This is a genomic window from Cohnella yongneupensis, assembly GCF_042655785.1.
Lineage (GTDB): Bacteria > Bacillota > Bacilli > Paenibacillales > Paenibacillaceae > Cohnella > Cohnella yongneupensis.
Genome location: NZ_JBHSNC010000043.1, coordinates 109,622 through 129,738, shown reverse-complemented (window position 1 = coordinate 129,738; position 20,117 = coordinate 109,622). Strand labels below are relative to the sequence as shown.

The 20,117-nt window shown below is 55.1% G+C and carries 18 protein-coding genes; 4 read left to right on the top strand and 14 right to left on the bottom strand.

Annotated elements, in window-relative coordinates; translation table 11 throughout:
- Positions 1 to 9 precede the first annotated feature (9 nt).
- From ACFPQ4_RS14365 to ACFPQ4_RS14330, 8 genes are all read right to left on the bottom strand, one after another.
- Positions 10 to 1,587 (bottom strand): response regulator, encoded by a 1,578-nt coding sequence (locus tag ACFPQ4_RS14365; RefSeq protein ID WP_378112562.1) that lies wholly within the window; start codon positions 1,585 to 1,587, stop codon positions 10 to 12.
- 317 nt (positions 1,588 to 1,904) lie between these two features.
- Positions 1,905 to 3,080: a C40 family peptidase gene (locus tag ACFPQ4_RS14360; protein WP_378112583.1), complete on the bottom strand. Its 1,176-nt coding sequence runs from the start codon at positions 3,078 to 3,080 to the stop codon at positions 1,905 to 1,907.
- Between the two features lie 280 nt (positions 3,081 to 3,360).
- Entirely contained in the window at positions 3,361 to 4,224 is an 864-nt protein-coding gene (locus tag ACFPQ4_RS14355) for a cation diffusion facilitator family transporter (protein ID WP_378112561.1), read from the bottom strand.
- Positions 4,225 to 4,326: 102 nt separating this feature from the next.
- On the bottom strand, positions 4,327 to 4,800 hold the full coding sequence (locus tag ACFPQ4_RS14350) for a collagen-like protein (protein ID WP_378112560.1): 474 nt from the start codon (positions 4,798 to 4,800) through the stop codon (positions 4,327 to 4,329).
- Between the two features lie 143 nt (positions 4,801 to 4,943).
- Positions 4,944 to 6,566 carry an ABC-F family ATP-binding cassette domain-containing protein gene (locus ACFPQ4_RS14345; protein ID WP_378112559.1) on the bottom strand — a complete coding sequence of 541 codons (1,623 nt, stop codon included), beginning with the start codon at positions 6,564 to 6,566 and terminating at the stop codon, positions 4,944 to 4,946.
- Positions 6,563 to 7,531: an MBL fold metallo-hydrolase gene (locus ACFPQ4_RS14340; protein WP_378112558.1), complete on the bottom strand. Its 969-nt coding sequence runs from the start codon at positions 7,529 to 7,531 to the stop codon at positions 6,563 to 6,565. Before ACFPQ4_RS14340 ends, ACFPQ4_RS14345 begins: the two co-directional genes overlap by 4 nt.
- A gap of 116 nt (positions 7,532 to 7,647) precedes the next feature.
- The gene (locus tag ACFPQ4_RS14335; protein WP_378112557.1) at positions 7,648 to 8,841 is read right to left on the bottom strand and encodes a peroxiredoxin family protein; all 1,194 of its coding nucleotides are present in this window, start codon (positions 8,839 to 8,841) and stop codon (positions 7,648 to 7,650) included.
- 63 nt (positions 8,842 to 8,904) lie between these two features.
- A complete protein-coding gene (locus ACFPQ4_RS14330; protein ID WP_378112556.1) occupies positions 8,905 to 10,818 on the bottom strand; it encodes a cellulase family glycosylhydrolase in 1,914 nt (637 codons plus the stop codon).
- Positions 10,819 to 11,006: 188 nt separating this feature from the next.
- Here ACFPQ4_RS14330 and ACFPQ4_RS14325 point away from each other — a divergent pair, with 188 nt between their 5' ends.
- Positions 11,007 to 12,137, top strand: a complete 1,131-nt coding sequence (locus ACFPQ4_RS14325) for a virulence factor (protein WP_378112555.1) — start codon at positions 11,007 to 11,009, stop codon at positions 12,135 to 12,137.
- Positions 12,138 to 12,174: 37 nt separating this feature from the next.
- Here the strand turns inward: ACFPQ4_RS14325 and ACFPQ4_RS14320 are convergent, their stop codons facing one another.
- The 5 genes from ACFPQ4_RS14320 to ACFPQ4_RS14300 form a co-directional block, all read right to left on the bottom strand.
- Positions 12,175 to 14,784: a GH116 family glycosyl-hydrolase gene (locus tag ACFPQ4_RS14320; protein WP_378112554.1), complete on the bottom strand. Its 2,610-nt coding sequence runs from the start codon at positions 14,782 to 14,784 to the stop codon at positions 12,175 to 12,177.
- Positions 14,785 to 15,038: 254 nt separating this feature from the next.
- Positions 15,039 to 15,236: a Rossmann-fold NAD(P)-binding domain-containing protein gene (locus tag ACFPQ4_RS14315; RefSeq protein ID WP_378112553.1), complete on the bottom strand. Its 198-nt coding sequence runs from the start codon at positions 15,234 to 15,236 to the stop codon at positions 15,039 to 15,041.
- A complete protein-coding gene (locus ACFPQ4_RS14310; protein WP_378112552.1) occupies positions 15,233 to 15,406 on the bottom strand; it encodes an SDR family NAD(P)-dependent oxidoreductase in 174 nt (57 codons plus the stop codon). The genes ACFPQ4_RS14315 and ACFPQ4_RS14310 overlap by 4 nt, the downstream gene beginning before the upstream one ends.
- A gap of 183 nt (positions 15,407 to 15,589) precedes the next feature.
- On the bottom strand, positions 15,590 to 16,489 hold the full coding sequence (locus tag ACFPQ4_RS14305) for an alpha/beta hydrolase (RefSeq protein ID WP_378112551.1): 900 nt from the start codon (positions 16,487 to 16,489) through the stop codon (positions 15,590 to 15,592).
- A 100-nt stretch (positions 16,490 to 16,589) separates the two neighbouring features.
- Positions 16,590 to 17,063 carry a hypothetical protein gene (locus ACFPQ4_RS14300; RefSeq protein ID WP_378112550.1) on the bottom strand — a complete coding sequence of 158 codons (474 nt, stop codon included), beginning with the start codon at positions 17,061 to 17,063 and terminating at the stop codon, positions 16,590 to 16,592.
- Between the two features lie 204 nt (positions 17,064 to 17,267).
- Here ACFPQ4_RS14300 and ACFPQ4_RS14295 point away from each other — a divergent pair, with 204 nt between their 5' ends.
- A complete protein-coding gene (locus ACFPQ4_RS14295; protein WP_378112549.1) occupies positions 17,268 to 17,891 on the top strand; it encodes a hypothetical protein in 624 nt (207 codons plus the stop codon).
- On the opposite strand, the gene ACFPQ4_RS14290 is transcribed toward ACFPQ4_RS14295, so the two are convergent.
- On the bottom strand, positions 17,862 to 18,575 hold the full coding sequence (locus ACFPQ4_RS14290; RefSeq protein ID WP_378112548.1) for a TVP38/TMEM64 family protein: 714 nt from the start codon (positions 18,573 to 18,575) through the stop codon (positions 17,862 to 17,864). The genes ACFPQ4_RS14295 and ACFPQ4_RS14290 overlap by 30 nt on opposite strands.
- Before the next feature lie 161 nt (positions 18,576 to 18,736).
- On the opposite strand from ACFPQ4_RS14290, the gene ACFPQ4_RS14285 reads away from it, so the two are divergent.
- Together ACFPQ4_RS14285 and ACFPQ4_RS14280 are read left to right on the top strand one after the other, a co-directional pair.
- Positions 18,737 to 19,315 carry an RNA polymerase sigma factor gene (locus tag ACFPQ4_RS14285; protein WP_378112547.1) on the top strand — a complete coding sequence of 193 codons (579 nt, stop codon included), beginning with the start codon at positions 18,737 to 18,739 and terminating at the stop codon, positions 19,313 to 19,315.
- A complete protein-coding gene (locus ACFPQ4_RS14280; RefSeq protein ID WP_378112546.1) occupies positions 19,308 to 20,099 on the top strand; it encodes a DUF4367 domain-containing protein in 792 nt (263 codons plus the stop codon). Before ACFPQ4_RS14285 ends, ACFPQ4_RS14280 begins: the two co-directional genes overlap by 8 nt.
- Positions 20,100 to 20,117: the final 18 nt, after the last annotated feature.

Sequence of the window (20,117 nt, the reverse complement as noted above, 5' to 3'; positions counted from 1 at the left end):
CCCCGTCGCTTAGTTTTTTGTGAGGAGACTGTTCTTATATTCGGTCGGCGTCTTATGCTCGACTTTCTCGAATTGCGTCACGAAGTAGTCCGGGTTGCAGAAGCCGACGCGCTCGGCGACTTCGTACACTTTAAGATCCGTTTGTCTGAGCAGCTTCTTAGCTTCCTGTATGCGGATTTCAAGCAAATAGTCGTTGAAGTATGCCCCGTACGTCTTCTTGAAAAGCTGTCCCAAATAGACCGGATTCATATAAAACGTCTTGGAAATGCTCTTGAGGCTCATATTCTCGTGAAAGTGCGTCTCGATGTATTGCTTAACTTTTTGGATGCTGCCTTTGGCCCGGTTTTTACGCTTATCCGTAATGTAGGCTGCGCCTTCCATAACGAACGCGACGATCATGTTTTTGACTCCCGATAACGTCATCGGTTCTTTATTCCATTGCATCATCGCTTTCAACGACACGAGATCGTTCTCGTTGCCCTCGATCTCCCGTACGATCTTCGTGATGCCGAGCACGCACTGCGCGATTGACGCTTGCACAGACTCGGGGGCGAACCGCTCTTGGCGGAACGTATCGAACAGCTTGTCGATTGCCGCCATCATGGCAGGTTCGTTAGCTTCCTCGATATATTCCATCAACTCGGCGCTAAGCTTCGCATCGGTCTGCTTATAGCTAAGCTGTTCCTGGGAAACTTGGTCGTACGAGATGACGGATTGTCCGTCCAACGCGTATTTATACTGCACGGCTTCTTTCGCCGTCCGATAAGATTCAGCTACTCCAGCGGCCCCTAATCCTGGCTTGCCGATATAGATGCGCAAGTTCGCCCGCACTTCTTGCGGCGACGTCCATAGCAGCTTGCCGGCGAACGATTCCCATTCTTCCGCAGATCCACTCGGCTTACCGGACGCCGAAAGCAATCCGAATGTAGACAACCCGATATCGAAGATCATCGCTTTCCGTTCGGGAGCGATCGCATCGTGGAACATCCGCTTAAAGGCGCCCATCTGCTCCAAGGCGGTTATTTCCCTTTCCCTACCGAATCCGATGTTATTGCGCTCGATGAGAATACAGCAATATTCATCTTCGGGTTGGATACCGAACGCTCGGGCGGAAGCTTCAAGCTCCTCTTCGTCTACTTTGCCCGAAGACCATTTATCGAGCAACGGGGCATCGAGTTCGATGCGCGAAGCTTCGAGCTCGCTTTGCTCTTTTTCCAGCAACGCTTTGATCCTGTTCAAAGCCAGCATCATCTCATCCTCGTCGATCGGCTTCAGGATGAAGTCCTGCACGCCGAAACGAACGGCCAGCTGCGCGTATTTAAAGTCGCTATATCCGCTAATGATGATAAATTTAGGTTTGTTGCCCGCCCGCTCGCGCACGGTGCTGATCAGCTTCAAGCCGTCCATAACGGGCATACGAATATCCGTAACGACAACGTCGGGCCGAAGCTGATCTATGAGCTTCAATGCTTCTTCTCCGTCGTCCGCCTCGCCGATAATTTCGTAGCCTAGTGCATGCCATGGAATGAGCGCAAGCAATCCTTTTCGCGCAAAAATTTCGTCGTCGACCAAAATGATTGTTTTCATGCGCACCTCCAGCGATTGTAATCGCTTTCAAATCAATCAAATAAAGAATGTACTCCATTTTACCGCATCGCCGATTCGATTAACACTTAGAAATGTTTACCTTGTGCTTAGGAATACTTAGATTATCCCGTGCGAATCCGTCACATGCCTGATAGATCATGCGGATAGCGAAATTCCCGGCATGCGCTTGTTAGCCGATTGGCTAGTTTGTCGGGAGTCGTTGTGAGGCATATCTAGGAAGAGTCTTTGTTTAAGTGGATTTGACAACAAAAAGCTCGCGTTTCACCTCAATCTGGCGAATACGCAAGCTTTTGATTTTACAGGGCGCTGCCTCCGAACAAGAAGCGATTCTCCCATTGGGTGCCTGCAATGTCGCTGACGCGGACTCCGCCGGATTCGGTGGAGTACGTGTGCAGCATCTGTCCGTTGCCGAGGTAAATGCCCACGTGTCTAATCGTCTCGCCGAACGGGTCTTTGTCCGCATAGTTAGAAGCGCCTGAACCTTTATAATCCATGAAGAAGAGCAAGTCTCCGCGCTTCAGCGAATGCCAGTCCGTCGTTACCGAGCTCCGTTCGCGCACGTATGCGCCTTGTTGGCGGGAGTCTGCCGGCAATACGACGCCTAGCGCGTCTTTGAACGCCTGACGCACGAAATCAGAGCAGTCGAACGTCGTCGTCGTATTCCGGCTGGAGCCGAATTCGTATGGCGTGCCGAGATACTTCATGCCCGCCGCGATAACCGACTCGACTTGCTGGGAAACCGGCACGCTTGGCGTTGGATCCGGCTTCGGCGTCGGGATGGTTCCCGTCACTTTGACGTACTCATCCGACGTGCTGACGTAACCTGACACTCCGTCTTTATCCGTTACCGCGTACCAGTAGCTGTTTACTTTGCTTGTAATCGTAATTGGCTCGTCCTTCTGCAAAAATCTCATCCGCTCGCCGCTCGTCGACGGCTCCTTGCGGAACGATACGGAAGCGACGATGACCGCGTTGCCCGTTGGAACCGTGATAGGCGGTGTGATCTGCCCCGTCACTTTAACGTATTGGTCCGACGTGCTGACGTAACCCGATACGCCGTTCTTATCCGTTACCGCGTACCAATAACCGTTCACTTGGCTCGTGATCGTCACCGGCTCGTCCTTCTGCAAAAATCTAATTCGCCCGCCGCTCGTGGAAGGCTCCGTGCGGAACGACACGGAAGCGACGATGACAGCGTTACCCGTCGATACGGGTTGCTCTTTCACGTCCACGTAGGTTTCGCTAGAAGAAATATATCCGATATTGCCTTGGCTCTCTTTGACTTTATACCAATAGGAGTTAACCGTCTCGACGATCGTTACTTTCTCCCCTGCCTTCAAGTACTTCAATACGGTTGAAGACGTGCTTGGCCCGCTTCGAAAACTAACCGATGCGACGATATCCGCCGTGCTTCCCGCCGTTGCCGTTGCTGCCGCCGCGAACGCAGGCACGGCCATAAGCATTGTAAGCATTGCTATCACGATCAATAATCCCCGTCTCACTTCGATCGCTCCCTTATGCACATGTTGTCGTAGGAAAGTTCTTCCCCAAAGTTATTATAGTTCGAGTTGGTCGCGCATCCATCGTACGCCAATACCAGACGTCTTTCCTGTATGGGCAAACAGTTCCATGGAAGTCCTAGGCACATGGTATGGGAATTCTGGCGTATCAATGGGTTGAACGCCTACCACAAGGCACAATTTGGCAACAAAAAAACCGCCGTTAGGCGGTACGAACTTGCGATACTTGCCGTTAATCCGGCTCGACATGCACCTGTACGTTCATTATGTCGTGCTTACGCTTCATCCGCTGCTCGATCAAGTCGCAAATTTGATGGCTTTCAAAAAGCGAAAGCGATGGATCGACGGTTATGATCATGTCGACGAGCACGCTGCTCCCATGAATGCGGGCGCGAATGACTTGAATCGATCTCACGCCCTCGGTACGTTCGACGGTAGCCCGCAAGCTCATCAGCTGCTGAACGTCGAAGCCGTCCGTAAGCGCCTCGGTCGCCCCGACAAATATCGTCCAAGCGGTTCGCAGGATGATGCAACCGACGGCAATCGCCGCAACGGCGTCTAACCACGGCAGCCCGAACCGAGAGCCGAAGATCCCGACGGCGGCGCCTATGCTGACGAACGCGTCCGAGCGATTGTCCTGCGCGGCGGCCATAAGCGCTTGGTTGCGAATTCGGCGGGCAAGGCGAACGTTATAAGAGTAAATGCCGAACATGATCGCCGCGGAAGCGATCGCGATCCAGCCTGCGTGCATACCCGGAGAAACAAGCTCTCCGTGCCATAGGCTTCGAACCGTTGCGAGCAGCACTTGTAAGCCGACGGTCGCCATAATGAACGACGCGAGCAAAGCCGCGATCGTCTCCGCTCGCAAATGTCCGTACGGATGGTTCTGATCCGGAGGCCTACGGGAAATACGCAAGCCGATCAGCACCGCGACCGAGGCGATAATATCCGTTACGTTGTTAAAGCCGTCCGCGACAAGCGCCTCGGAATCGTACAGCCATCCGGCCGTCAGCTTTGCCGCGGACAATACCAAATACGCGCCTATGCTAATAAGCGCGCCTTTCTCGCCCTTTTTGATATCCCCGTATACGTCCAACAGAGTCCCCTCCAGCCGGCGCTTATGTACCCAGCCTCCATAGCGTAACCAATATGTATAAAAAGCTGACGCCGATATCGAGTACCGTCGTCAGCTCGTTGCTTAAAAACACGTGTAAGAACGTATGCGTGTCAAATCTACTCCGAAGAACCCCCAGAAGAAACCGAACCATCTAAATCCTGCGACCGACGTCGGTCCGACGAACGTCGGAAAATACCAGAACTGTTCTCCGTTATTCATCCATACGTAAGTGTTGCGGAAGAGGCAGAAGCGTATCCCTCCGGGATCAACGGCAAATGTGCCGACCGACGGCATTTGCGGCGTGAATTGCGGCGGGGGAGCTGTCGGCGCTTGCCCCTGTCCGCCCGGTCCACCCGGTCCTCCCGGACTACCCGGAAACCCGCCTCCGGGACCTCCCGGAAATCCACCACCCGGAAAACCTCCTCCCGGACCACCTGGAAATCCACCACCCGGACCACCTGGAAATCCTCCGCCCGGAAATCCTCCTCCAGGGCCACCTGGAAAGCCTCCGCCCGGAAACCCGCCTCCCGGGCCCGGCATTGGAAAAAATCCCATTGTACTTTCGCTCCTTTATTCTAGGCTGATTCATCCTATGCAGGAGCGGAGTTCTCGCTTGGGCTACAGCCTTTTTTTTGCCGATGGATCGCTAAGAGCAAAAAAATCCCCGTCCGCATGGACGCGGACAGGGATTTGCGATTTTATTGCACGGGCAAGTATCTTGCGCGAAGCTCTTTCACTTCCGGATGATCCAAATATTCATCGAACGTCATCATCCGGTCAATGACGCCGTTCGGCGTAATTTCAATGATCCGGTTCGCGATCGTCTGCATGAACTGATGGTCATGCGACGTGAAGATGATCGGACCGTCGAACTCGATGAGCCCGTTGTTGAGCGCCGTAATCGATTCGAGGTCGAGATGGTTCGTCGGTTCGTCGAGAAGCAGCACGTTGCCGTTCGTCAGCATCATGCGGGACAGCATACAACGAACTTTCTCGCCCCCGGAAATAACGGAAGCCTTCTTAAGCGCTTCGTCACCGGAGAAGAGCATCCGGCCGAGGAAGCCGCGGATGAACGATTCGTCCGGATCTTTAGAATATTGGCGCAGCCATTCCGCCAGGTTCATTTCCACGCCCTCGAAGTAAGCGGAGTTGTCTTTCGGGAAGTAAGAGTGCGTCGCCGTGACGCCCCACGTGATGGAACCGGAATCCGGCTCGCGTTCGCCGACGAGCGCTTGGAACAACGCCGTCTTCGAATGTCCGTAAGGACCGACCAGCGCGATCTTGTCGCCTTTGTTAACGACGAAGTTGATGGAATCGAGCACTTTCTCGCCTTCGATAGACACGGTAAGGTTTTCTACGGTTACGACTTGCTTACCGACCTCGCGCTCCGGCTTGAAGTTGATGAACGGATACTTGCGGTTCGAAGGACGAATATCATCGAGCGAAATTTTGTCGAGGAGCTTCTTACGGCTCGTCGCTTGCTTCGCCTTGGATTTGTTCGCGGAGAACCGCTGAACGAACTCCTGCAGCTCCTTGATCTTGTCTTCCTTCTTCTTGTTCTGGTCGCGCAGGAGTCTCATCGCCAATTGGCTGGACTCGTACCAGAAGTCGTAGTTACCTACGTACATTTGGATTTTGCCGAAGTCGATATCGGCGATATGCGTACATACTTGGTTCAGGAAGTGACGGTCATGGGATACGACGATAACGGTGCCTTCGTAACGGGACAAGAAGTCTTCCAGCCAGTTGATGGACTCTAGGTCCAAATGGTTGGTAGGCTCATCGAGCAGCAGGATGTTCGGGTCCCCGAACAATGCTTGCGCGAGCAATACGCGGACTTTCTCGTTACCGCTAAGCTCCGCCATCTTCTTATCGTGCAGCTCGGTCGTAATGCCGAGGCCGTTCAACATGCCCGCCGCTTCGCTCTCGGCTTCCCAGCCGTTCATCTCGGCGAATTCCGCTTCAAGTTCGCCCGCGCGCATACCGTCTTCGTCGGAGAAGTCTTCTTTCAAATAAATCGCGTCTTTCTCCTTCATGACCTTATACAGGCGATCGTAGCCCATAATAACGGTTTCGAGCACTTTGAATTCGTCGTATTCGTAATGGTTCTGCTTCAATACTGCCAATCTCTCGCCCGGAGTGATATGGACTTCGCCCGTGGATTGCTCCACTTCGCCGGACAAAATTTTGAGGAACGTCGACTTGCCGGCTCCGTTAGCGCCGATCAGGCCGTAACAGTTGCCTGGGGTAAATTTGATGTTAACATCTTCAAATAGAGCGCGTTTGCCGAATCGCAGGCTTATGCCGGATACGCTAATCATGAGTCTAATCCATCCTTCGCTTCATAATCTGGTTTATTGCTGTCGAATCTCATCGTCTCGCCATGCCTTAGCAGGCAAATCTTATCTTCCTCGATGCCGAGCCGTCTGCGGGCGACTTCCAGCCGCTGCAACGCTTCGATCGGCGTATCGTCGGAAAGCTTGAACGCGCCGTAATGCATGGGCACGAAGTACTTCGCCTTCAAATCCAGGAACGCTTGGAGCGCCTCCTCCGGACTGACGTGCTGCGAAGCCATGAACCACTCGGGATCGTAAGCCCCGATCGGTAGCAGCGCTACGTCGATCTTGAACCGTCTGCCAATCTCCGAGAACCCGCGAAAATATCCGCTGTCCCCGGCGAAGTAGATCGTCGGTCCATGATCGGACTCCATGACCCAGCCGCCCCAATGGGACGTATTCATGTCCCACGGATTGCGGCGCGTCCAATGTTGCGCGGGTACGAAAGTAAATTTCACGCCGTGATGCGCCGTATCTTCCCACCAGTGCATTTCCTGCGTCTGCAGGAAGCCGCGAAGCAGCAGCTTGCGCTTTAATCCAGCCGGCACGATCATCTTCTTCGGTCCTCTGAGCCTTCGCAAAGAAGAGATATGAAGGTGATCGTAATGCGAGTGGGAGATCAGGACGACATCGACGGACGGCATGTCCGACAATTCGATGCCCGGCGGCGCCATTCGTTTGCGAAACGCCATGCGCCTTGCCCATACCGGGTCGGCTACGATATTCAATCCCGCCATCTGAATCAAGAAAGTAGAATGACCGATCCAAGTGACGGAAGGCTCGTTGCGATTGTGCTGCAAATAACGAAGATCTGGAGCGACATTGGGTACGACGTTGCCATAACCCTTGTTCCGGAACTTGCGGAGTCGATCCTCGCGCCAACGGTCGAATTGATCCAACGATGCTTTGCCGGCAAAGGTGGAATCCAAGTTACCGAAGCGTCTTCGCAATGAAATCCCCCCGATGATGATCTCTCCTCATACTATAGCAGGAAACCTAATAATGTACCAATATTACGCGCTTCCCGCCTCCTTTTTTTGGGTATATGGGCAGGCGTCGCGGAGGTTTATCTAAGCAACGTTTCCATGAAATCCGTCGTCATCGGGCCGACGATAATATCCTCCGTTACCCCGCGTTCATCGAGGACGTAGGTGGTCGGGTAAGCTCTTACGTTGTATAGGTCGAGCACGGTACCCTTCACGTCGCTAGTAATCGGGAACGTCAGGCCATGCTTGGCCGCGAATTGCCCTGCGGCATTTTTGGAATGCTCGAGCGATGCTAGATTAACGCTGAGAATGACAACGTCGTCCTTCCCATCATGTTTCTCGTAAAACCGCTGCATATGCGGCATTTCCGCCCGGCATGGCGGACACCAGGACGCCCAGAAATTAACGATTACTTTGCGCCCGCGATAATCGGACAGCCGCACTTCGTTGCCTTGCAAGTCTTGTACCGTGAAATCGGGGGCGAGTTGATGGCGATGCAAACCCGTTGCGGTTCCCGCGGCTTGCCCTAGGGATGAGTGCTTAGATTGGTCGATCGTCGAATCGTATACGGAAAAGGATAATGCTCCGATTACGAGGATTGGAATAATCGCTCGGCGTAGACGGTGCTGCGGAGATGGGGTGACGTTGGGGATCCATAGCGCAAGCGCGAGGTAGAACAGCTGCGAAGTGCTCAGCGACAGGAAGAGCGTCAGCCGATGATCGGACGTAACAGCAATAAGCGCCATTCCGATCAGGAAGATCGCGCTTGCTGTTGCCGGGTTTTCCGTCTGCTTGCGCCAAATCGCGTGTGACGCAAAAGCCGCCGACCAAATAAGCGCAAGCGCCGCATAGGCTGGAGGATCGAGTCGAATGAATAGCAACGCCGCCTGATAGTAGATCGTGCCTCCTGCGATATAGACGGCGAGCGATTGCGCTAGTATCGGAAGAGACCAGCCTTTGCGGTTAGCCCGGTAAACCGCGAACACCAAGACGGCGATCGCCGCAAGCAATTGGCCCATCGCGCCGCCGTCCAAAAATAGGAGCGAGCTTACGTTGCCGATCGTGATCTTATAATCGACCATGATCGGGCTAAGCTTCCACACGGCAAGCCAAAGCACGAAAGCAGGCCCGGCGGACTCGAGCAAACCAGAAGCTCCCTCCGCGCCTCGCCTATGCAACATATACCGAAGCGCCAAATAACCGAATAATCCGAAACCAATATATAAGAGCAATTGTCCGTTCAAAACTAACGAGCCGATTTGAAACGTGTACATCCGCGTTCGTCCCCCACTCCATCGTTGCCCAGATTATAGCATACGGGCAAGACGAGCTTGAACTTAACGGGACCGCCACCGCTTCCGCATGGCAACGGTCAACAGCACAACTGCGGCCGAGGCGACGATTCCATCGAGCAAGTAGCCGAGCACGTTATCGTTCGATGTTTTCGCGTCGCTGCCGGTTCCGGCATCCGATACGGGCGGATCGGCCGACGGAAGGACAGACGGCGAATCCGGTTCGTCATCCGTCGGCACCGCCGACGCCGTTGGTGCAACCTCGTCATCCTTCGCCGTTCCCGTCACTTGGTTTCCTTCGATCGTCAATTTATATTCGATTACGTTGCCGCTCCCAAAATGCAGCCTGAGCAACACTTCGCCGTCTTTGACCTGATCGAAGAAAGCGCTCGGCAGCGTAACGAGATTCGACTCGCGCTTCGGCAGGAACGCTTTGCCGAATTCCTTATACGGCGTCCAATCGTCGGGTCCCGCATTGCCGCCTGTCGCGTACAGGGCTTCCATCGTCGTCAAGCGGTCGCCGTTAAATTGCGTCGGGATATCGAATGAAGATCGAATGCCTTTGGCGCCGCTAAGCGTCGGAACCGCGTAATGGATTACGTGAATACTCCAATTCGCTCCCGATGAAAAAACGCAGGTTAGAACGGCGTTGTCGCCCAATTGCTCGGTCACGAGCGTTTTCAACAAGTCGGATTTCAAGTTCAACCGGTCGCCGTTAAACTCGTAATCGATACCAGCCTTCAACACGCGATCGCCTGCTCGGATCTCGACCAGCGCATTGCCGTTCAGATTCAGCCGAAGCGACGCATCTTTGTTTTCATCGCCTTGCCTGATATAGACGGAATCCGACTCCGCATTCGAAGATCTCCCGCTCAAGCCCGCGCTCATCACCTCGTAGAAATCCGGATTGTGCCACTGTAGCGCGTTGCGGTCGAAATGCTGTCCGTTATCCCACAACATAAGCGTCAGCTTCTTCTGCTGTCCGTAGTACGTGAGATACTCCAGATACTTCAGGACTTCCCCGTGTTCGATCGTATCGACGAATTTATCGAAGCCGAGCAGCCCGAATTCGCCGACGATGACGGGAATGCCCCGTTCGACGAACGTATCGTACGCGCGATCGAAGGTTTGCTCGACATCCCGCTTCGCCGTCTCGTCGAACGAGACGTTTCCCGCGACGTTGACGCTGAACGGATAGAAGCCGTAATAATGGATCGTCGCGATCAAATTAGGATCGTCGAGCTTGGTCATCGTGTTGTACAATTCGTCCAATCTCGCTTGCGAAGGGCTAGCGGTAATCGTCGGGAGAACCAACGGCCGATGCCCGTTGACGCCGCCGGATTTACGCACGATATAATAAAACGATTCGTTAAGCTCCCCCAGCATATCGAAGTAGACGGGAGAATCTTTGCCCCAATCTTCGGAAAACCGCGGTTCGTTGACGCTCTCGAACAAGAGCTTATCGGAGGTATTTTTGAAACGCGCTGCTATCTGCTTCCATACCGCGTTGTATTTGGCGAGTACGGCGTCATGATCGGATTCCATCTTGCCTATCCAGTTCGAATCATGATGCAAATTGATTATGACGTAGAGGTTCTCGTCGAGACACCACCCGACGATCTCTTCGATCCTTTGCATGAACGTCTCGTCGATCGTATAATCCGGCCCGCTGCCCAACCGCTGATTCCACGTAATCGGCATGCGAACGCTATGATAGCCTTGCGCCGCGATCGCCTTGATTAACTGTTGCGTCACCGCCGGGTTGCCCCAAGACGTTTCCGTTCCGGTAGCGTCGAACGTATTCCCTAGGTTCCAGCCTGGCTGCATCGCCTCAACTACCTGCTGCATGTTATTTTTAACCCCTTCCGCTTGTAAAGGCGCACTAAACGCGAATATGGCAAGTATCAGACTTCCAATGGTTATTATCGCTGGCGCTCTCTTGGACAAAACCCGTTTCATAGCCGCCGTCTCCTCCCGTCGATCGGACGTCCCTATTGCGATCAGAGGACGATTACGTGGATAATGGAAATAACGATCGCGCAAAGCGATATAAACTTAACACTAGACGAATCAACTAGAAACCCTATAATAGGGACAAAATACACCTTAGCCCTTATATCTCTTTCATGAAAGCGGGGTCTTTTCCCATGAAATTGTTATCCATCGAACCTACCCCAAGCCCGAACACGATGAAGCTGAACGTCGACGTTCGGCTTGACGGCGGAGTATGGCACAATTACGTGCCCGATAAAATCGCGAGCGCGCCGCCGCTAATCGCAAAGCTGCTCGAGGTATCCGGCGTCAAAGCCGTTTTCCATGCGTCGGACTTCTTGGCGATCGACCGAAAAGGCAATGCCGATTGGGCAGCCATTCTAGACGGCATACGCGAAGCGTTCGGCGCCGCGGGAGAAGGCGTCGTCAGCTCCGGGCTCGAAGCCGACGGCTTCGGCGAAGCGGTCGTGCGCATACAAATGTTCCGCGGCATCCCGATGCAAATCCGCGTGAAGAGCGGCGGTCAGGAGTTCCGCGCCGCGATGCCGGAGCGATTCTCGCAAGCCGTTACCGATGCGGCGGGAGCCACGATGATCCGGGAGCGTAAGCTGGAGGAACTCGGGGTTCGTTACGGAGAGCCGCAAGAGGTGCTCGACGAAATTACGCGCGAGCTCGACGCGGCCTATTCGCCCGCGCGCTTGCAAGACCTTGTCGCGCAAGCGATCGCCGCGGGACCGGAAGCGCCTCCGCCGGCGCCGCCCGCCCCGTTGTCCGGCGCCGAAGTGCTGCTGGCGCTCGATTCCGCCGACTGGCGCGAGCGGTACGCCGCGCTGGAGCGGCTTAAGCCGACGCCGGACGATTTGCCCGTCATCGCGAAAGCGCTGCATGACAGCCAGTTATCCGTTAGGCGTTTAGCCGTCGTCTATCTGGGCGATCTGCGCACGCCGGAGACGATGCCGTATTTGTTCGAGGCACTGCGTGACAACTCCGGCTCCGTTCGCCGCACCGCCGGGGATACGCTGTCCGACATGGGCGACCCGGCTGCGATCGGACCGATGGTCCATGCGCTCGGCGACAGCAATAAGCTAGTCCGTTGGCGTGCCGCGCGATTCCTGTACGAAGCCGGGGACGACACGGCGCTCGAAGCGCTCCGGGCTGCGGCGGGCAGCGAGACGGAGTTCGAGGTGAAGCTGCAAGCCGAGATGGCCGTCGCGCGAATCGAGCGCGGAGAAGAAGCCGCCGGATCGGTCTGGCAGCAAATGACGAGAATGAGAGAGCAAGGCTAACAGGCGATCCGAGAACCGACGCAGAAGGCTGTTACTACTATGATCTATTCCATGAGAGCGTCTGATCTGCCCCAAGCGTCAGCGCGCTAACGAAGCTTAATCCTGCTACTTCCGTGTCGAGGAGCGCGACTTGTTCGTCATTAGCGAAAGCGCGGACCGACGCCCCGCTCCAGCCGGACGGCAGCCCAAGCTTGCTCAGCGTAAGCTCGCCCGAGAGCACTTGCAACGAACCGCTTGTCGCGGTCAATTCGAACGTTCCCCAAGCGCCATCGATCGACCAGAACGATTGAAAGCGATTTGCCGAGCTAAGCACCGGGCGAAATCCGATTTCACCCTTCGTCATATCGAAGGAAAATCCGCTGTACGACAGCAGCAGCGAATAACTCGCCATCGCCCGCGCGTAATTGCTGCCGCACTCCATCTCGTTCCACGGATTGCGCTTCTCCCCGTCGTACCGCTCGCGAATCGCTCGGACGATGCACAGCCCTTCGTCCAGCATGCCCTCTTGGATCATATGGCTCGCCGCCTGATACTCGAAGCCGGTCATCGTCTCCGGCGCGTAGGTTAGCGGCACCGCGGGACGCTTGCTTCCTTCCGGCCAGGAACAGATGACGAGGCCGCCTTCGTCATTAAGCGAGAACAGTCGCCAGGCGTTCGCCTCTTCGCGCATGTTCTCTTTGAAGTTGTTACGGTATAGCTCCCCTAGCGCCGTTCGCGTTTGCCCCCTGTCGAAAATGTCGCCGAGCCCGCATAGGTTCGCGTGCCACTGCGCGACGACTTGGTCGATGGAGCAGCCTTCGCCGATCTGATATTTGATCTCTCCTGCCTCTTCGTTCCAATACGCGTCGACCGCGCTTTCGCCGAATAGCGACCCGCCTTCGTCGTACCGCTCGAGCCAGCCGCGGTCGGTCAAGTCTATGTCGTGCCCGTAGTAGCGACCGTTGAACAGATGTTCGTCGGTCCACGCCTTCCCTCTCGCGAACAGCGCCGCGTATTCGGCGGCCTCGTCCGCTTCTCCGAGGTAGGCGGCCATCTCGGAAGCCGCTTTAAGCGCCGCCAAGTAGAAACCGTTCAGCCACGCGTTCGGCCCGAACAATTCCATGTCTAGCGTATGGTGCTGCCTGCCGTCGATGACGCCGTCGCGGTTCACGTCCCAGCGGTCTGGATTGTCCTCGCTCCACGCGTATTCGACGGAGCTCTTGATGACCGGCCAGTTGCGCGCCAGCCACGCGTCGTCACCGGATATTTTCCAATCGCGGTACGCTTTCACGACGCCGCCCATCTGCCCGTCCACGCATGCCCGGAACGCTCCGGAATCCCGCCCGAGCGGCAGCATGAGCCGGAACGCCATTCCGCCGTCCGGACGCCGGTTATATCGAAAATCGAGCTCCCGCATCGAACGTTCGAGCGACGGGAAGAGGAACGGCAGCGCGTAGGCGTAGTTCCATACGTGCGTGCACGAGCCTTCGCAGGAGCCTACGTCTTCGATGCAGCCTTCGAAGCCGTAGAAGGAGCCGTCGGTCAGCCGGAGGCAAGTCGCCGATTTGAGCACCGCCAAGTTCGCCGACAGCGCCTCGAGCGCCTCTTCCGGTATCGTCGATGCGAACAAGGCTTCATGGAACTTCTCCGTCTCGCCGAGCAACCGGCCCCAATGCGATAGCGCGTAAGCCGCCACGGCCGTGGAGTCTTCGAATTGCGTCGCGTAATAGTTACGCCAGACGGTACGTTCTTCCGGCTCCGGATTCCATGCGTTGTACACGTTAGGAAAATGCCAGGCGAGCGCGAAGCGCAAGCTGCCTCTTCCTTGGGGCGACACCGTGATTCGGGCAGCCAGCGTACCGTTGTCCTTGTGCCTCGGATGAGGAGGCTGCTCAGTCGGATATGTGCGGTTGGCGAAGGGTCCCGGCCTCGCGAAATCCCGCCAGAACATCTCGAGATTGTCGCTCCACCCGCCGCGGTACCAGTATTCCTGATAGCTCGCGCATTCCGCGTCCGTCGCTACGGTTATGTCACCGTAAGAAGGATCTCCCTTAGCGTAAGATTCCGTACCCAGCTTAAGGAGGCTAAAGCCGTCGTCATTAATCGCGTAGGCGTTTACGACCCGATCTCCGGCTTTGGGATTGGACGTCGTTAGCGCTACCGTATAAGCGATCTCGTAGTCGCTTGGATTATCGAACGAAATTTCGAACATGGCGCAAGGCAGGCTGGAATCGCGGTCGTTCATCGGGATGAACGGATTGAACGCCTTCAAGCCGACCGGGCCCGGAAACTTGTCGTCTTCGAACGCCATATTCGCTAGCGGAAACGCGCCATCGAACGAATGCCGGCGGAAATGCGGCATGCCCGCCATCGTATTGTTCTCGGGTCCGTAGCCGTAACCGCTGTGCAAAGGACCTCCCCTTACGGGCTCTCCCATGTACGGCGAAGGAAAGTCGCCGTTTAACACCCTAGCGTCGATCAGTTGCCCGTTCGCCTCTGCTTTGACGGCGAAATGACTATATCCGTTAAAGCTCCGTTTGTTAGGCGCATTGAAAATTTCCCAATCGATGAGGCGGCCGTTACCCGCAAGACCGACGCTGCCCGTGCCGATGCCGCCGAGCGGGAACGAGATCGCCCTCGTCTTGTTGCTTAAGTAGACTTTGCTCAAGCCTATTCCTCCTTAGCGATACTCAAAAGTGAGATTTTAGTCGAATGTCATAGTATTACGCTTTCGCTCTAGCCGACTCCTGCTTGCTTTCGTTTTTTCTATCCCGGGGCGAGCGCCTTGATCGCACGGAAGTGTATGACTGAAAGTGTAACCAGTTCGGCGAGCAAGGCTTGCGGGGATAGGATTTTGCCTAAAAAATCGAAAGGGTTGTCCGACTATGAAAGTCAGACAACCCTTTGGTTCATACTAAACGCTTATTTTTTAAAGTCAGCGTTAATTGTGGTTTCTTTCCACTCTTCTATACTTGCAAGCAAGTTCTTTACCACTTTAATAACCGCTTCTGCAGCCTTGGCTGGATCGCCAGCCTCTTGCCCGCTTCCTTGCTGGACAGCATTTAACATGTGGCCCACAACCGATTCCTTCAATTCAGAAATGGCTGTGTCCGTTTTCACTGAAGAACGACCGCCCCAGTCTTTGTCGCGTGATAATAACCAAGTGTAGGGAATGAGGTCAAGCCGCCAATTGATGAGAAGTTAATGTTATGGCCGTTTTTCTGGCTTCTCATATGCGGCAGTACAGCGTTGGTCACATGCATGAGACCCCAAAAGTTAATTTCAAACATTTTACGAGTTTCTTCTTCGACGCTTTCTTCAACCGAACCGAAATAACCGATACGCTTCCGCTTTTGTAATCGAACCGTAATATAGCGTTCATGTTCTCTTCATCTTCGGGGGGTATGATACATACATGACCCCCCTTTTCAATAATATATATCTTGAGGCTTGCGACAATCGTTGTCGCAAGCCTACTTTTTTAGTTGCTCCTTAAAAAACCGTTTCACCGCCGGCCAAAATGCCGGATCGCTTTCGGATGCGCTATGACCTTCGACATCGACGAACAAATGCGGCAGGCTAGGCGTTCCGGTCAGCACGTAGTTAAGTTCCGAAGCCGGGATGAACAAGTCCTTGCGGGAATGGACGAGCAGCACCGGAGTGCCATGTTTGTCCGCGTTGTCCTTTAAAATCTTCACCGGATTCGCGCGGCGCATCATCGCGCGCGGTATCCGGCTGCGCCACATCATGAAGAGGGGGATCAGATGCGCGAGCGGGAATTGCGGCAGCCTTCTGCGACGCAGCTCCGCGCCGATCATCGTCGCGAAACGGACCGGCATCGAATCGGTGACGAGCGCCGCGATCTTGGCCCCCGCATCCAGCGCCAGTACCGCGCCGAACGCTCCGAGCGAGTGGCCGATTACCCCGATGCGCTTCGAATCGATGTCGGGCCGCTTCTCGAGCCAAGCCAGCGCCGCGAGCAGATCGTCCCGGAACTGCAAGCCTGACGGGGCGCGATAATCGTCGCTGTCCCCGTGGCTTCGCGCGTCGTACATAACGATCGCGAAGCCTTCTTCGTGAAGCGGCAACGCATAACGAAGTACGCGGGAGCGGTTCGAATTCCAGCCGTGCGCGACGACGATGACGGCGGGCTTGGCGCCCAGTCCGCGCTGCGTATCGATCGGAGGTAAAAACCAGCCTTTCACCGACTTGCCTTGGCTTTGCCACGAAACGTCTTCGTAAGGAACGGGCGGCACGATCGTATTCGGAATATGCCGGGGCTTCTGCGCTTTGACCGTCAAGCCGTAAATCGCCGCGGCCAAACTTCCTGTAACCGCTCCTAAGCCGCCAAGCATCCAGCCGAGCATCGACATATCCCGATCCCCTTCCTTCATACCCCTTTTCTTTAATATGAGCCGACGCAAAAACTCCAATCCGGCGAAGCGGACTGGAGTCGCGAAAGCATGCATGTAATTATTGCATATCCGTCGCGAATCGCTTGACGATCGTGACGGCTTCATTCGGCGTCATATAGTGCTTCGGCTTGATCTCTTGCTTCGGACAACCCATCCACGCCTGACGAACCGCCGTCGCGAGCGCGGGCATCGCCCATGCGGCTACAAGCTTCGCATCCTTGAACCTCGAGATCGTCTGCACCGCCTCCAGGCTGCTAAGCTTCGGCGCTTGATCGCCGATCAGCTCCGACGCGATAGCCATTAAGGCCGCAGCCTCCTCGCGACTGATTTCCCGCCTATTACGGAAAGCATCGTCCATATAATATGCATAAGTAGCCGATGGCACCTTCCAGTGAATATCCGCATTGAATATCGCTTCAGCGCGGCCGGCGAACTCCACCTGCTCTTCCCAGGTGAAATCCAGCTCCTCCGCGACAAGCTTGGCAAATTCGCTTACGGTTATGGCTTGCGATTGCGAGTCCTTATCGGTCATCTCGGTTCACGCTCCGGCATCTCGTCGGCTTATGTCATTCCCTGTCGGAATAAGCCCCATATTAAAACCTATTATAGGCCCCGGTTCTGAACAATATCTGATCAAAGTTGAGCGCCCAGCCCATGCGGTAGCTCGCACCTCGTGCTCTTTAGGCGCATATCCTGCATGTATCGACATTCGCCTATAGGCAAAGGAGGAACAACGATGCCGAAAAACCGATCGTCAGGCGTTCAGCCGCTCGTACGCAAGCCCGCGGGCGATCCGAAAGCCAAGCTATCGGCCCGTCAGCCCCAATTGCGCGCGGCCGCGGCTCCGCCGAAAAATAAAAAAAAGCCGGCTAGAGCCGACGTCGTATATCTGCACCAAAACGGATCGGCGCCTTCCTACTTGACCCGTCCGATCCCTTGGTGGGTCGCTCCCGATGAGCGCGGTATGTTCCCGGGAGGAATGCTACCCGGACCGGGACCTGGACCATTCCCACCCGGACCTGGACCGTTCCCTATCCCGATTCCCGGCCCTAGCTTCATTACCGTTACTATTCTCGGCGGCACTTCGTTCCCGCGCGTGAATTACAGAAATTTCATTCCGTGGTACCCGGGCATTACGATTCGGCAAGCGCTGCAATCGACCGGCCTTGTCGGCTTCGGCCCGGCCGGATTCATCAGAACCGTTGCCGGCATCCCGATCTCGGGCGGCGTGAACGTCCGTCTGCGCTACAACGGCCGCGTAATTCCGCAAACTTTGCTGTCATTCCCTGCCGAATTCGGAAGCACGATCAGTCTCGAGCTGTACTACTCTTCAACTGACGCGATTCCCATTCCGCTTTGATTCCGACGTCTTGTATACCCTTTCGGTTTGCGGCGCCTGCGACTCCTCGACTTCCCGTTCCACTTTGCGCTTGAACAGAAGAGGTACGACTAACGCGACCGCGAAGACGATGCCCGAAATGACAAAGTCGCGCCAGCTTCCCGACGTAAAGCTAGCCCCGAGGAAGTTATAGGCGAACGTGCCCGGAAGCGTTCCGATAATCGTCGCGATCAAATACGCCCGCAATGGCACCCGCGCAACGCCAGCGGAGTAACTGACCAGGTCGAACGGAATGAACGGCGCGATTCTAAGCATAAGCACCATCATAAATCCCCGTTTTTCCATGGCTCGTTCGAGCTTGGCGAAGCGGGGATCTTCTTTGCCTCCGAACAATCCCATTCCTACTTTGCGTGCAAGCAAGAACGATAACACCGCGCCGATCACTTCGCCGATTAACGTATATAGCATGCCGTACCACGTGCCGAACGCGAGCCCTCCCGCCATCGCAAGCACGGAAGCCGGGAATAGAACGAACGGGCGCACGATGTACATCACCATATAGATAACCGGAGCGATCCAACCGAAAGACAATATCCACGTGCGGATCGATTCCGGATTCACTTTCAAATAGTTGAAGTCGAACCAAAGCAGCGCGGCGACGATCGCCACCACGATCGCGATTTTCACTAACGTAGAACGACGCAAGAACAAGCCCCTTCCTTTGTTGCCATTCTCATTCTGTAATCATACAGGAATAGACAAAAGATCACAAAACGATTTATTAATCTGTTCGATTGGCACGTTTTCCCTTAGAATAGAAGGACAAGCCTTGTTTTCATCCGAAACGAAATTAGGTGACCCTCCTCATGCAGACGAGCCTGCTTCTATTGCTCGGTTCTAACTTCCATCGTCTGTCCAGCACGGCGCAGGAGCAAATCTACAGGGAGTTTTACCATTTTCTCTACGCCCCTATTATGTACATGATCAACGATCATTCCGCGACGGAAGACATTATTCACGACACGTTCCTCATGACGCTGCGCAAAACGCCGACCGTCGAGAGCGAGGAGCATCTGAAAGCGTGGATCAGAGTCGTCAGCCGCAACTTTACGTTCACCTACATGCGCAAACGCAAACGCACCCGTAGTGACGTGAGTTTGGACGACGAGCAATCCGGAATGCACGGCTATCATGCTCAAGTCGCGACCTCGGTAGAGCAGGAAGTCGAGGTTAAATCGTTAGAGGAACAAATCGGCGAGCATCTCAAGGCGCTCAAGGACGATCAACGGGCAGTCATAGAACTCAAGTGGAAAAAAGGACTGTCCTACAAAGAAATCGCTACGGAAATACAAGATACGGAAAATGGAGTGCGACGTAAATTGCATCGCGCGCGCGTTTTTTTGAAAAAGAAGCTTCGCATGGATTGGGGGGAGCGTCATGAATAGCGCGGAATTCAACCAACGCTTCGACGCCGCGTTCGAGGCGGCAACCGGGGACCGGGCTCCCGCGTATCCAAGCGCAGATCATCGCCCGTCGTGGGAACGGCTCCAGAAAAAATTGTCCGCGCAGCGGCGGGCAAAGCTCACACGCTCCAGGCTGAGTAAGCTTGCCGTGCTCGCCGCGGCGTTAATGCTCGGCGCGTTTATTTTCGGTAACACGATGAAAGTTCGGGCAATCGAACCCTTTTACTCGACGTTAGTCGAAACTTCTTCGGGGATGCTCACTTACTTTTTCGGACGCGCGGAAGACCAAGATCCGTCCAAAGCCAAAACCGCGCCTCCTCCGGACTTCGGACAAAGCGACTCGTACGGTTTACCGATGTCCCGCACGGTACAGACGAACGCGAAAGAAGTCGGCAAGCTCGTAGCCTTCGCTCCTCCCGATTTCCGTTATGTGCCGGAAGGATATTCGCTCGACCAAGTCCAGGTGTCGTATTACGGCGATCATGAACGCGCAAATTCCGCCACCTATATATACGCCAACGATACGGGCAACACGATTATATTCGACTTCTTCAAGCTATTCGGGAATACCGGCTTGGCGGAGAACCAAGGCTCGGAAGGCATTAAAGTAGAACGGATAGCGTTGAAGGACGGCTCGGGCATTTTATATACGGCCAGCAACGGATCGACTCGGCTCGAGACCGTCGTGGACGGCGTTCGAATTTCGTTGTCCGGCATCTTGCCGAAGGAGCAATTCCTGGAAGTTTATGAAGAGATGAAGCGTTAAACGCGAACGGAGCAGCCT

What these genes read in the sequence shown, in the direction of transcription:
- ACFPQ4_RS14350 (WP_378112560.1), bottom strand. Translation starts at nt 4,800, where the DNA reads ATGGGATTTTTTCCAATGCCGGGCCCGGGAGGCGGGTTTCCGGGCGGA.
- ACFPQ4_RS14310 (WP_378112552.1), bottom strand. Translation starts at nt 15,406, where the DNA reads ATGTTTGAAATTAACTTTTGGGGTCTCATGCATGTGACCAACGCTGTA.
- ACFPQ4_RS14325 (WP_378112555.1), top strand. Translation starts at nt 11,007, where the DNA reads ATGAAATTGTTATCCATCGAACCTACCCCAAGCCCGAACACGATGAAG.
- ACFPQ4_RS14330 (WP_378112556.1), bottom strand. Translation starts at nt 10,818, where the DNA reads ATGAAACGGGTTTTGTCCAAGAGAGCGCCAGCGATAATAACCATTGGA.
- ACFPQ4_RS14335 (WP_378112557.1), bottom strand. Translation starts at nt 8,841, where the DNA reads ATGTACACGTTTCAAATCGGCTCGTTAGTTTTGAACGGACAATTGCTC.
- ACFPQ4_RS14285 (WP_378112547.1), top strand. Translation starts at nt 18,737, where the DNA reads ATGCAGACGAGCCTGCTTCTATTGCTCGGTTCTAACTTCCATCGTCTG.
- ACFPQ4_RS14295 (WP_378112549.1), top strand. Translation starts at nt 17,268, where the DNA reads ATGCCGAAAAACCGATCGTCAGGCGTTCAGCCGCTCGTACGCAAGCCC.
- ACFPQ4_RS14365 (WP_378112562.1), bottom strand. Translation starts at nt 1,587, where the DNA reads ATGAAAACAATCATTTTGGTCGACGACGAAATTTTTGCGCGAAAAGGA.
- ACFPQ4_RS14345 (WP_378112559.1), bottom strand. Translation starts at nt 6,566, where the DNA reads ATGATTAGCGTATCCGGCATAAGCCTGCGATTCGGCAAACGCGCTCTA.
- ACFPQ4_RS14305 (WP_378112551.1), bottom strand. Translation starts at nt 16,489, where the DNA reads ATGTCGATGCTCGGCTGGATGCTTGGCGGCTTAGGAGCGGTTACAGGA.
- ACFPQ4_RS14300 (WP_378112550.1), bottom strand. Translation starts at nt 17,063, where the DNA reads ATGACCGATAAGGACTCGCAATCGCAAGCCATAACCGTAAGCGAATTT.
- ACFPQ4_RS14280 (WP_378112546.1), top strand. Translation starts at nt 19,308, where the DNA reads ATGAATAGCGCGGAATTCAACCAACGCTTCGACGCCGCGTTCGAGGCG.
- ACFPQ4_RS14360 (WP_378112583.1), bottom strand. Translation starts at nt 3,080, where the DNA reads ATGCTTACAATGCTTATGGCCGTGCCTGCGTTCGCGGCGGCAGCAACG.